Annotated in this window: 11 protein-coding genes; 7 read left to right on the top strand and 4 right to left on the bottom strand. The window is 36.8% G+C overall.

The window, feature by feature from the left end; all coding sequences use genetic code 11:
* Positions 1–75: 75 nt before the first annotated feature.
* The 7 genes from Q0948_RS10915 (at position 76) to Q0948_RS10885 (ending at position 6498) form a co-directional block, all read left to right on the top strand.
* Positions 76–639: a DUF6642 family protein gene (locus Q0948_RS10915; protein ID WP_298352546.1), complete on the top strand. Its 564-nt coding sequence runs from the start codon at positions 76–78 to the stop codon at positions 637–639.
* A gap of 193 nt (positions 640–832) precedes the next feature.
* Positions 833–1447 (top strand): hypothetical protein, encoded by a 615-nt coding sequence (locus Q0948_RS10910; RefSeq protein ID WP_298352317.1) that lies wholly within the window; start codon positions 833–835, stop codon positions 1445–1447.
* A 60-nt stretch (positions 1448–1507) separates the two neighbouring features.
* Positions 1508–2023 carry a PepSY domain-containing protein gene (locus Q0948_RS10905; RefSeq protein WP_298352313.1) on the top strand — a complete coding sequence of 172 codons (516 nt, stop codon included), beginning with the start codon at positions 1508–1510 and terminating at the stop codon, positions 2021–2023.
* Positions 2024–2842: 819 nt separating this feature from the next.
* Positions 2843–3721 carry an aldose 1-epimerase family protein gene (locus tag Q0948_RS10900; protein WP_298352309.1) on the top strand — a complete coding sequence of 293 codons (879 nt, stop codon included), beginning with the start codon at positions 2843–2845 and terminating at the stop codon, positions 3719–3721.
* Positions 3718–4974 carry a sodium:proton antiporter gene (locus Q0948_RS10895; protein ID WP_298352305.1) on the top strand — a complete coding sequence of 419 codons (1257 nt, stop codon included), beginning with the start codon at positions 3718–3720 and terminating at the stop codon, positions 4972–4974. Before Q0948_RS10900 ends, Q0948_RS10895 begins: the two co-directional genes overlap by 4 nt.
* A 12-nt stretch (positions 4975–4986) precedes the next feature.
* Positions 4987–5691, top strand: coding sequence for a zinc transporter (locus Q0948_RS10890; protein ID WP_298352302.1), 705 nt, complete (start codon positions 4987–4989; stop codon positions 5689–5691).
* Positions 5692–5730: 39 nt separating this feature from the next.
* Positions 5731–6498, top strand: coding sequence for a TrkA C-terminal domain-containing protein (locus Q0948_RS10885; RefSeq protein WP_298352299.1), 768 nt, complete (start codon positions 5731–5733; stop codon positions 6496–6498).
* A gap of 4 nt (positions 6499–6502) precedes the next feature.
* Here the strand turns inward: Q0948_RS10885 and Q0948_RS10880 are convergent, their stop codons facing one another.
* The 4 genes from Q0948_RS10880 to Q0948_RS10865 are packed head-to-tail and all read right to left on the bottom strand — an operon-like array spanning position 6503 to position 12665.
* Complete coding sequence (locus tag Q0948_RS10880) at positions 6503–8254, bottom strand: hypothetical protein (protein ID WP_298352296.1); 1752 nt, start codon at positions 8252–8254, stop codon at positions 6503–6505.
* Complete coding sequence (locus Q0948_RS10875; protein ID WP_298352293.1) at positions 8247–10484, bottom strand: tryptophan-rich sensory protein; 2238 nt, start codon at positions 10482–10484, stop codon at positions 8247–8249. The genes Q0948_RS10880 and Q0948_RS10875 overlap by 8 nt, the downstream gene beginning before the upstream one ends.
* Positions 10484–11767, bottom strand: coding sequence for a BatA domain-containing protein (locus Q0948_RS10870; RefSeq protein WP_298352290.1), 1284 nt, complete (start codon positions 11765–11767; stop codon positions 10484–10486). Before Q0948_RS10870 ends, Q0948_RS10875 begins: the two co-directional genes overlap by 1 nt.
* Before the next feature lies 1 nt (position 11768).
* Positions 11769–12665, bottom strand: a complete 897-nt coding sequence (locus Q0948_RS10865; protein WP_298352287.1) for a DUF58 domain-containing protein — start codon at positions 12663–12665, stop codon at positions 11769–11771.

Raw genomic sequence — 12665 nt, 5'->3', positions numbered from 1 at the left:
GCATCATTTTTAAGTTATAGTAACTTAATTTTTTACTCTACTATGAATGAAATTCAATCGCACAAAGAACCTTATATCGAAGCCGAAAAATTTATTTACTGCCTCGAAGCTGTTACAGATGTAGATAAGGAAGTGACCACAGAGGTTGTAATGACGCTAGAAGAAATTGCCCTAACCGAAGGTATTACGAGTATTTATAAAAGCTGCGATACCATAGAGGGACTCGAAGATAGCTTAAATGCGCTCATTTATGATGACCACCATTTTAAGGATTATGAAATTATTTACCTCATTATGTCTGGCCAGCCCAATAATATTATGCTTAATGACTTCTACTATAGCATTGAGGAAATTGCCGAAATTTTTGAAGGTAAAATGACGGGTAAGATCATCCATTTTTCAAACAGAAAAGCTCTTGATCTTACAGATGAGGAGTCACAATACTTCTTAGATGTTACGGGAGCAAGGGCCATCTCTGGTTATGGAACGCGTAATGACACCTTCTCTAGCTCAAACACTATAGACAGAGTCTTTTTTAATATGTTTCAAGAAAATGATGATTACAAAGAGGTAGTAGAAATGATGTTTCAGAAGCATTATAAACTTTGTAAACTACTCGATTTTAGACTCTACTATTAATAAAAAGTTTTAAGACTAGTAATTTAAAAGGCCGCTTTCGCGAAAACTCTCTCGAAGTTGACAAATCTCGTATTATAAACGTACACTCTCGCTTCTCAAAAGCTAGTTTTTCGAATATGCACACTTTATTACAAGGATTAAATATTTTGACTATTTTCGGCTTCTTAATTCAAAATCATCAATCAAAACTATTATGAAAACTTCTTTAAAAATTACCCTTTCCCTTTTAATCCTATTTTTTACCGTCGCTCATTCTCAAGAGGACTATACAATTGAAATCAATGGAGAATCCTTTGAAATTTCTCTTGACAAACAGTTTCAACTTCAAACCAAAGATGGTTTAAAGAATATTATTCTTAAACAGAAAGATACTTTAACCTACAATGATGAAATGTTTAGTTTTAATTTTTTTAAAGAATATAAAGTTGGTAAAACCAAAATTGAACAAGGCATTGAACAATTAATGCTTATGACTCCAGAAGGTGATGGATTTTTAATCCAGAAGTACTCAACAATAAATCCAGAAAACTTAAAGGAACTTATGCTAGGTGAGGTTACTAAAGAAAGTATAAACTATGGATTTCAAATGGAACGTCGTGAGTATAATCACAAATTAACTTCCGGAGAAGATTTAAATGTCATACAGGCCTATCTCACATATAATGATGAAGTTAATATTTATGAAATCGCTAGTGTAGGTAAAAAGGACTCCGGTTTATTAATAATGGCTATGAGAATGAATGATACTAAAAATTCAATTGGTGAAAAACTAATAAACCTTATCTGGAATTCTTTAGAAATAAAATAACAAAATTATCATAATCACTATTTCATTGAGATTGTAAGCATAAAAAAATCTAATATTACTATGGCAAAACGCAAAACCCCATTTTCATTAAAAGTACGTTCAATACATAGATACCTAGGCTTCTTTCTAGCCGGTATTATGGCCGTTTATGCCATAAGTGGTATTGTAATGGTGTATAGAAATACAGATTTCTTAAAACACGAAGTGATTACAGAAAAGCAAATGGAGCCTAAGCTTACCTCTAGCGAGTTGAGTTCAAAATTGCGCAAAAACCCAAAAGTCACTAAAACCGAGGGAGCTGTTTTCTATTTTAAAGGAGGATCTTATAATCAAGACACCGGTATTGTAACCACTCGCAAGATGGAACTTCCCTTCATACTCGATAAAATGGAGCACCTCCATAAGGCAACAACAAAGAGTCCTGTGTACTTTTTAAATATTTTCTTTGGAGCATCACTTCTATTTTTTGTGGTTTCTGCATTCTGGATGTACACGCCAAAAATGCCCATTTTCAGAAAAGGAATTCTCTTTGCAATAGGCGGTTTTATTCTCACCATCATTTTACTCTTTATATAGGAGTCAAAAAAAAATTAATTTTTTTACCCCAAAAAAAGGAAATCCGTAAAATACCTAACCCAAAATCTAGTATTATTGCCACGGTTTAAATTATTAGGGGTATTTAAACTATTTTATTTGCAAAGGTATCCATCTATGGGTACCTTTTTTTTATGCTTTTTCTTATAAGTAAGATATCATAAACCTCAGCTCTAGTTTTTCATACATACTTTCATATCACAACGCGCATACCACTCTTTCATAATACGGAGATAGTACATTTTAATTTACAAACTCTATTCTTCTGTGTATTTTATCTGTAATTACTCACAGTTTATCCATACACAAACTTCAAGAACATCACTCAACCTCTCATAGTCAGACATATATCTACATTTGTTAATACAAAAACAGACACCTATTGTCAACCTAAAGTTTTTTTGTAAGGAAAAAGAATATAGGCTCTCTAAGTAATAAGCATACCAGTTATTATTTGAATTAGACCAAAAGAGATTCTATAAGAAAGCATTAATGCCCCTTTTTTTTCAATGTGATTGAGTATTGATTGATTTGTTAGACGTACTAAGCGTAATCATATTGATGTAAAAGGCTACTTACCCTCAAGTAGCCTTTTTTTTATTTCAAAAACTAACATTTCTTGCTTCTGAGTATATAAAAAGTACAGACCCATCATATCTATTTACAAATAGCGGTTTTATTATTTTTTGAACTATTTAAAAGCAGTTTAACTTTTTCGCGAAAGCGTATTTCTTATAAAGGCACCATACAACTTGCCGTAAATTATACTACCTTTAAGTACCATCACAATAAAAACCCCGTATGTTTCATATCATTACAAATGAGCTACTCACGTGTTCCATAATTGCAAAAGGCGCTGAAATACGTTCTTTAAAAAACAATAAAACTGGACAAGAATATATCTGGCAGATAGATCCAGATGTATGGAGAAGTAGCTCACCACCGCTTTTTCCTGCTATAGGAACCATAAAAGGTGATAAAATCATTTACAAAGACAAAGAATACCCTATGCCTAAGCACGGTATCGCTAGAGATAATGATGCTTTTGAGTTTAAACAACTTAGTGCATCCTCTTGCTCTTATACACTTACGCATAGTGAGGCAACTCACCACTTGTATCCATTTAAGTTTTCTTTTACTATTACTTATACCTTAGAAAATAATCGCTTACTTATGAGTTACAACGTAGTAAATCTAGACAGCGAGCCTATGTATTTTACTTGTGGTGGTCACACTGCTTACGCCTGTCCCGTAACGGCTACAAAAGCACTTTCTGACTATGTTATAGAATTTCCAGAGGTGCAAGAGCGCTCATCACATACTCTTAACAATCAAGGCCTACTTACCTCTACAATGAGAAAGGTAGAAACAGATGGTGCTTTGCTACCCTTGTCAAAAACTATCTTTAATGATGACGCACTCATATTTTCAGAAATAGATTATAGCTGGGTACGCTTACGCGAAAGCGCAAAAACAAAAGGCCTAGTCATACGATTTACAGGCTATCCTCATCTAGCCCTGTGGGCACAACCTGGAGCAGACTATGTGTGTATTGAACCCTGGTTAGGCCTACCAGATACTGAAAATGAATCACTAGACATCACAAAAAAAAGCACCTATACAAAACTGGATCCTCAAGAGCAATTCTCCATAACTATAGAAACCGAAGTTGAAGAATGATAGCTCTAGTAGAAATCTCGTCATACTACCCTGCCCTTGCATTTACAGGACTTGCTATATCCCTTATGGCATTTATACCTGTGTATTCAAAAAAGCTTAAAATAACATACATCATTCCTTTACTATTGCTCGGGGTATGTTTATACTACCTAGGTGCCCCACTGCCCTGGCCAGATCCTCTTTGGGAACTAGAGTTTGGAAAAATTGTGAGTGAGGTAATTGTCATCATAAGTTTAATGACCGCAGGTCTTAAAATAGGTACAAGTTATAAATGGAGTGACTGGAAAAAACCACTATCACTCATCGCGATCACGATGCCTCTTTTTATGGTGGCTGTATTTCTTATTGCCTATTATTTATTAGGGCTCAACGGCCCCGTATCACTACTACTAGCAGCGGTTCTAGCACCAACAGACCCTGTACTTGCAAGTGAGTTACAGCTAGAAGAAAGTCAAGATTTTAAAAAGCGTAATACTGGCTTAAGATATACACTCACGGCAGAGGCTGGTATTAATGATGGGTTTGCATTTCCTTTTGTCTTTCTGGCTATATTATGGAGTAACTCTTCAAGCTTTGGAGAGATAGATTGGCTTCATTTTACGGGTTTTTATTTCTTATTTAAGATTATAGGAGGTATACTCGTAGGCTCATTTATAGGTTATGTATACAGTTGGGTAGTACAATATCATAGTAAAGAACACCAGCGATATATACTAGATGGCTTTATAGCAGTAGCACTTACTTTTTTTTCATACGGCATAGGTGAGGTTTTACACACCTATGGCTTTTTAAGCGTTTTTGCTACTGGAGTGTTTATGCAGTTTCATTGTGATAAAAATTCTGATGATAACATAAACTCAACAATGCTTCACTTTGCCGAAGAAACTGAAAAATTGCTAGTTGCCTTGTGGACTATCTTTTTTGGTGGAGCTGTTGTGTCTGGTATTCTTTCTTATACAGATATTTGGGGAGTCATAGCGAGTCTAGCATTTGTACTTATTTTGAGACCTATTTTTGGGTATCTGGCAATGCTCACAACAGATTTTTCTGGGCCAAAAAAATGGGCAATAAGCTTTTTTGGAATACGAGGCATAGGTAGTTTCTTTTACTTAAGCTATGCTCTTATGAAAGGAAATTTTACCGATTACGATGAGCTTTTTGGCATTGTGAGCTACGTTATTCTATTTAGTATACTCATACACGGTTTTACAAGTTTACACGTCATAGATTATTTTAAAAGAACTCAAAAATAATATTAGCACATTATGTTAACTACAATCATTGTAATCTGCGTTGTTTCTTTTGCTCTTATCGCAGGCGCACTATGGGGAGTATATGGTAATCTTTCTAATAAAACTGAAGGCTTTCTAGTTGCACTCGCAGGAGGAGCGCTTATGGTATCTGCAGTACTTGAGCTTATACAGCCTGCGTTAGAAAAAGAGCCTATAATCACACCACTTATAGCTGTTTTTGCCGGTGCTATTGTATTTACCATTCTTGATTTTTATGTGAAAGAAAAATGGAGTACCAGTAGCGGTGGCTCAGGCTTACTTGCTGCGATTACCCTAGACGGGTTACCAGAAAACTTAGCACTGGGGGTTGCACTTATAAGTGCAGACCCACTCACGGTAGCAGCGCTATCTGGCTCTATTGTATTATCTAATCTACCCGAGGCTGCAGGTGGAGCAAAAGAAATGAAAGCCGATGGTAGATCTTCAAAATCTATTATCTGGTTATGGACAGCCACAGCAATTGTGTTATCTATAGCAGCACTTGTGGGCTATTTTTTCTTTGACAAGGTGTCTAATGACACATTAGACCTTATACGCTGTTTTGCTGGAGGAGCGGTCGTAGCTTCACTAGCAATTGAAGTTTTTCCAAAGGCTTTTAAAGAAGATAAATACTGGACAGGCCTAGCAACAGCTATAGGATTAGTACTTGCTTTTTACCTTAACACCCTAGGAGGATAAGTTGCTAGCATAAATTACTTTATATAACAACATTAAATTATGATTGCAGCAGTATCCCTTTTTCTTATTGTCACACTCTCGGTACTCATTACCAGAATAGCGACTATCGCACTTGTACATACAGGTCTATCTAGCGAGAGTGCCAAATTTCAAGCTAGATCTGCTTACACAGGTGCTGGTCTAAGTACTCAAGAAACAGAGAATATTATGAATCACCCTGTGAGACGCAAGATTATCTATAATCTTATGCTCATAGGTAACGCGGGTATTGTAACAGCAATGTCTTCACTCATCCTCACATTTGTATTACCAGAGTCTAATGCTTCTAGACTTTATGGTTTTCTAATTATAGTAGGAGGAATGATTGTACTATGGTTAGGTATAAGGAGCGCTTGGGTAGACAGGGGGCTATCACGTATTATAAATAAGATGCTTAAAAAATATACAGATCTTGAGATTAATGATTATGCTGCTGTATTACACCTCAAAGACAACTATAAAATTATAGAAGCACAGGTAGATGACGATGGCTGGATGTGTCATCGCACATTACAAGAGTTAGACTTACGTGAGGAGGGAATAACTATACTAGGAGTAGAGCGTGAGGGCGTAGGCTATTTTGGATCACCGTCTGGCAACTTTAAAATGTTACCTCACGACAAGGTCACTATTTACGGAAAAGCAGAAGGTATCAAAAGCATCTATAGCCGAAAAAAAGATCACTACGCACAGTCTGAACATCAAAAATTTGTAGAAAAAGAAGAAGAAAGACTTGCAACAGATGAGCAAAAGATAAAGAAATCTTAGGCATCTAGCTCTTGTAAATTCTAGGTGCTAGCCATAGGTAACCCATTGCTAGAATAAAAACTGTAAATGCCCACCATTTTGTAAACGGTACAGGTATAGAACTTTCTGAAGAAAGACTGTTCTCATTCTTATAAAAGGAAGCATTTTCTGTTATTTGTTTGTACACCTTTTTTGCCCTCCACGCGGTATCATTTATAACATACATTTCCTTTAGAGAAGCGGGAGCCTGCGCCACCTTGAGGTTTACCCATCCATCACCATTAGGGTAGATTGTACCAGACCATTCATCTTGCAGCGTCACATTTTGTACAAGGGGTACTACTACATCATTATTCATTACAACCTTTGGCAATGGTATACTTGTGCGCAAATTAAATTGAAACGGCTCATCAATATATGCCATATAATCACTGAGTGACCACTGTACAAGCGACTGTGGTTGCTGGCTTATTTCACCTAGTGCCGTACTCCATAAATAGTGATATACATCCTCATTACCACTTAGTAATAATTGAAAAGAATCTTCAGCAAGTAGAGTACCTATGCGTCCTGTTCCCTTTTGTGCATAGGCACTTAAGATGCCATTTTTTGTTACTAGTATAGGTTCAACAAGAGCATCATTTGTAAGTGTGGCAGGGTATACTGGTATTTTTACTCTAGGCCAAGAAGGAAGCTGTAATGCTGTTATATTTTTTCGCTTAAAGCGAAAACCAAATTTTGACCCCTGCTCTATAAGTCTGGCATCTGCTTGAAGAAGTAGTCCCATACCCTGCTCTTCTACTCGGTAATTAATGGCATTTTTTGAGCGTTGGCTCAGTCCATTATACGTGCTCACATCTGTAATTATAGCATCAAATTCAGAAAGGTTTTGACGTGTAAAATTGTAAATGCTTTTCTGGCTACGGTTATAATTTTCAAACTTATAACGATCTTTTGTAATCTGACTACGCACAAGTACCTCGTGACCACTCTCTGCTAGGTAGTTTTTGAGATATTTAGTCTCAAACGTAGGAAATGTATTCACCATTAAAACACGCAAGCGACCACGATCTTTTATTGTTAATGGAAGCGGGTCTGAACTTATAATCTTACCCAGACTGTCTTTAACTATGATATGATAAAGATAATTTCCTTTTGCTTTAGGTAGTGTGTGTAATTTAAAAACAGTCTCATCTTGATTTAAGATTTTTACAGAGTCTATAGTGCGTGATCCAGACTCTTGTAGCAATACGGTATTACTAGAAAAAGAGTTTTTATATAGACCAGTTACAGTAAGTGAATCTCCAAGTAACACTTCTGTATTATAAGCGAGTTTTATAATCCCAGAGGTGGGTTTGTGAGGATGGTAATAGACTTTCTTATTTTTAAACTGCCACAAATCATAAATAGCAACCCCGTCACCCGAGATATGGAGCTCACTTATGGAGTCTAATTGTGGCTGTAGATTTTGATTTTCTTTATAGGTAATTGTTTTTAGCGCTGGAGTTGTACTCTTAAGGCTATCTATTAGATTTGAATCAAAATTTGCGGTCTTTAAAACGGCTACTCCCTTTACCTGTTTTTGAAAAGTTACAGGTTCTAAAAATAAGGAAGCCACTGCACTCAGTGCTAGTAGAGCAACAATACCACGTATGATAAACCTTGTGATTGTAACTGCCTTGTATTCCTTCCAGAGAAATAAAATCCAGAGCAACACTAGGCCTATCACTGTAGGCCAAATAAGATCCTCACGTAAAAAATGTATTGTATCAATCACGTTTTTGTAACTCTTTTGTAAATAATGATTCTAGCTTACTCGTGTACCCTTCTGGGTTTTTAGGAGTTTCTGAAACTCTAGGCAATGCCTCAAGAAGTCCTTTTTGTACAGATTGTATCACGGTTTTAGGTTGTTTCTTATCTTCTGTGAGCCATTTGAGTTTTTGTAAAGTAAGTAGATGCTTAGAGGGCTCTAAGATGGCTAGTTGTGCAAGTTCTTCTCCCGCTTTCGCGAAAGCGGTCTTATCCTCCTCCGTAAGTTCTCGCTCATTTTGTAATCTTTTTTCTAATATCTCTATGCTTTCTCTCATAGACACATAAGGATCTTTATTATCAAAATCTTCTTTTTTAAAGACGTTTGTTATCTCTTTAATCTCTCCAGAGAGTCTCTTATCTTCTTTTATAGGTGGAGGGTCAAAACCTATGCGGTGCACATAAATACGTGCACTGTTTTTTATCTCTTGTATGAGTTTTAAAGCTTTATACTGGTAAGGCAAAGATGTATCTGGATCTGCTAGCCTGAGATGTAACTCTGCATCCCACATTTGTGCCATTGCATTTTTTAACTTGCCACGCAGCGATTCTGTAAAAAGTGTTGACTCCTCTGGGTCGTCGTGATTATGCAGGTAATCTTCAAAAAGGGAGGTTTCTTTTTCTTCTTCTCCCTCAGATTCTTCTTCGTGCTCGTGGTCGTGGTCTTCTTCTACAAGGTTGTGTTCATTTTCTGTATCGTGATCGTGACGAAAACCAGCCGTAGGATCATCTTCATCATAATCGCTCATATCTATATCTTGGGCAACTCCTATACCTGAGTCGTCCTCATCACCCATAAATTTACCATACTTAAGACGTAAGGCTTTCTGGTCAAATCCCAGCTCATTGCTCCTATTTGTAAACTCTTGCTTTGTAAGTGTGTTTCTATCTTTTATAAGTTTTTCTGTATCAATTATAAGTTGCCGCTGACTTCTAAAATAATCTGGCATTAGGTCTGCTCCCATCGTGCCTTCTACCCCAAAACCATCACTCACCGTATCCTTAATCACTGCAAAGTAGGTCTCGCTGCGCGTGATATTTGGCTTTGGTGTCTTTTGATCTCTTGTCTCTACATAGAAGTATAACTCATCACCAAGTTCCATTTTTAAGGCATCTAGACTAATACTTTTTGTCGCGGTCATAGTTTTTATACCCTTAGTTATGGGCGCATCAAAAGCTATTTTTTCTTCTCTAAACTTTACAGACTCCCCTTCTCCTTTACTTACAGTTGCTATAATTTGAGCACTCTCAATACCAAAATCATCTGTAATCAAGGCACTAAAATCTATCACTTTACGGTCTGTATGCTCAAAACTTGTAAACTGAGCGATATCTTTTATGGTAATGGCAGGAGGTTGATCTTTCACCACTTCTATCGCATAAATATCTGATGTATATGCACCAGCTAGACTATCAATAAAATTAAAATTATAATAACCAGAGGTAGCAGGAATTAAACTGCTAGAAGCTCTGAGTGAGTTCTCGTTAGTTGTTTTTAAATTAAACTTTTTGCCCGTCCCTAGACCTTCTAGTGTGACCTCTTTTACAAAACCCTCAAAATCTAGACTCCAAAAAAGTTTAGAACCCTCTACAGCCTTTACATTCATACTACTCGTGGTACGACTTGCTAATTTAGTATATGATGGATACTGTATAGTGAGCTGTTGTTGTTTTAACACCGGCGGTGCGTGCAAGGGTGTGATAGAATCTGTAGACTGTAATTGTATCACCTCCTTTTGAGAATCACCATTATCTAAAACCGGAGGAACAATAAATTGAGAACCCACGTACCCCGCACCTATGAGCATAAATGCAACAATAGCTGCTGTCTTTACACTTGTTTTTGGGCGTATGGTGTTTATTTGTTCTTGTAAAACAGTACTTACTTTATGCTGCTGTAATTGTCCTAAGCCAGATAGACTTGTTGTTTCTGTAAATAATAGACTAGTACTATACTCTGCACTCCTAAGGTGATGATCTAGATACTCACTTACTGTGGTAGTCGTAATGCGCCACGGTTTTAATACTAACATCGCTAGACCAGTTACTAGAGTAAATACTAACATAGACATCCCTAACTGCCTGCTCAACAACCAGCAGAAAACACCTGCTCCTATACCATACAGCAAGCCCTGTATTACTAGCAATAATTGCCAGCGGCTCGTGTACTTTGCTATATGTCTTTTTCCCTCTAGCATTATTGTTTTCTAAGTTTTGCAATAACACGTTCTACTATAATTATAACTATAAGAAGTAACCATAAAGGATCTACAAGAGAGGCTTTTACTTCTTTGCTGGGCATAGAGCTACTTTTATCCATATTTGGTTTAAACTGACTCATTGCAAGCGATCTGTTATCAAGTCTATCAAAATCACTTTGTACAGCCGCATCTAGTGAAAGCCAGTGCAACACACCTTCTACTAGCCTCTTATCAATCACCACCTCTGGTGATAATCTCTGGGTGAGATTTGTATAGTTTGTTCCAGAAATAGTCTTTACTATTTTATTTGAAAATAGATCTTCCTCAAATTTCAAAACTGGAATATCAACTTCTGGCGCTTCCTCATTAGACAACCATATTAGATAATCTGGTGCCGGGTCTGCCGCACTTTTTAAACCTTTATAAATATTAATGGTTATAGGTTTTCTGGTATAGCCTTTTACTGCTCTTAATGCAGATTCTAGGTACATCGCCTCTGTAGCAAAAGAGCTGTTATAAATTACATCTACCGTTATAGTATCTTGTTTTACAACGGGTATTAGTCGCTCTGTATCGTTTTGGGTAATTGAGATGGTACCGTCTTTAACCGCAAATTGTGATGCTGCTTTTTTTGCTTTCGCGAAAGCGTGATAATCACTCCCTCCTACTGCCGAAAGTACATTGATACTATCTTGATTTTGTATTGCATAAAATGGGACTTCCTTCTCTTCTTGAGATGTGATGGACACCCAGTTTATATGTTTACCTAAGCTAGGTCGCTTACCTTGTATACCTTGAACGAGATTTTGTGAGAATACAACCACACTATCTGCTCTTAGGGTGGCTATCTCTTGTGCAAGTTGCCAGTAACTAGGTATGGTTTTACTAGGTGGTATCTCTGTCTCTAGATCCCACTTAGGCAATCCCTCTTTTAATAAAAACCTATCATCTAAGGGTAGTGCTTTAAAACGACTTTGCTCCTCTTGCGTGTCTATAAGTGAGGGTTCAAAAACATAAGCTACCGCTACTGGATCTGGTGTATGTGTTGTATAAGGCTGTGCTAGTATGATTGTGAGTATAGCGATAAGTAAACAGCGCAGTAGCAGCAACCACCACTCATTAATCTGTATGCTATTACTCTGTTTTGACTTTGTTTCTGTTATAAACTGCGTGCTTCCTACCTGTATTGTTTTTACTTTGCGTTTACTCCACAAGTGTATGGCTATAGGGATTAACAATCCTAGTAGGCCCCAGAGATATGTAGGTTGTAGGAGCGTCATACTAGATTAAGTTTGCACGTTTTTTTAAGAAGAGCTGTAATGCCTCTCCTAGATGTTTGTCTAATGTAAAAAGATCATAACCAACACCACTAGACAGGAGCTTTTCTTTAATTATTGTCATTGATGATTGCATAGCATGTACGTACTGAGCACGGGCATCTCTGGCATTTACTTTTACTTTTTCTCCAGATTCAAGATCTTCAAAAATTACTTGCCCTTTATGATTAAACTCGAGCTCTTGCTTTCCTAAAAGATGAATGACTGCAACCTCATTGCGAGAGGTCTTCAAGGCAGTAATCATAGTTGTAATTTCTTCGCTTTGCTCATAGAGATCTGTAATAAAAAATATAAGCTCTCTATGGCTACGATTATGAAGTTGATCACTAGTTATACGCTCTGGCCAGCTTCCTTGATTTTTGAGCTTAAGTAATTGGTATAAAAATCTATTAAAATGTGATTTTCCCGTAGCTGGCTGTAATGTTTCTAACTGCTTGTTATTTACGGTAAGTAAACCCACTGCATCTCCCTGAGAATGGGCTAGATGAGCGAGACTAGCAATGAGTACGTTTGCATACTCCATTTTAGATAATCCTTCTTCTTTATGAAGCATTGAGGCGCTAGTGTCTACAATAAACTTTACAGTTATATGGGTGTCAATCTCAGATTGCTTGATATAATAGCGTCCAGAACGTGCGAGCATTTTCCAATCTAAAAGTCGCAGGTCATCACCAGGCTCATACCCTCTATACTGGCTAAACTCAAGACCAGCTCCTACTCGCCTGCTTCTATTTAAGCCAGAGAGATACCCATCTACAATTACTCTCGAGATGAGTGATAAACCAGAAACTGTATTAATTACATCTGGTTTAAGAAGTGCTCTATAATCGTCTTTTGCCAT

Origin of the sequence: uncultured Dokdonia sp. (genome assembly GCF_947496725.1) — a bacterium.
Taxonomy (GTDB): Bacteria; Bacteroidota; Bacteroidia; order Flavobacteriales; family Flavobacteriaceae; genus Dokdonia.
This window is presented reverse-complemented; position numbering and strand designations above follow the sequence as displayed.

Coding starts and splice junctions, on each gene's coding strand:
- Q0948_RS10895 (WP_298352305.1), top strand. CDS start 3,718: ATGATAGCTCTAGTAGAAATCTCGTCATACTACCCTGCCCTTGCATTT.
- Q0948_RS10905 (WP_298352313.1), top strand. CDS start 1,508: ATGGCAAAACGCAAAACCCCATTTTCATTAAAAGTACGTTCAATACAT.
- Q0948_RS10890 (WP_298352302.1), top strand. CDS start 4,987: ATGTTAACTACAATCATTGTAATCTGCGTTGTTTCTTTTGCTCTTATC.
- Q0948_RS10875 (WP_298352293.1), bottom strand. CDS start 10,484: ATGCTAGAGGGAAAAAGACATATAGCAAAGTACACGAGCCGCTGGCAA.
- Q0948_RS10885 (WP_298352299.1), top strand. CDS start 5,731: ATGATTGCAGCAGTATCCCTTTTTCTTATTGTCACACTCTCGGTACTC.
- Q0948_RS10900 (WP_298352309.1), top strand. CDS start 2,843: ATGTTTCATATCATTACAAATGAGCTACTCACGTGTTCCATAATTGCA.
- Q0948_RS10910 (WP_298352317.1), top strand. CDS start 833: ATGAAAACTTCTTTAAAAATTACCCTTTCCCTTTTAATCCTATTTTTT.
- Q0948_RS10870 (WP_298352290.1), bottom strand. CDS start 11,767: ATGACGCTCCTACAACCTACATATCTCTGGGGCCTACTAGGATTGTTA.
- Q0948_RS10865 (WP_298352287.1), bottom strand. CDS start 12,665: ATGGCAAAAGACGATTATAGAGCACTTCTTAAACCAGATGTAATTAAT.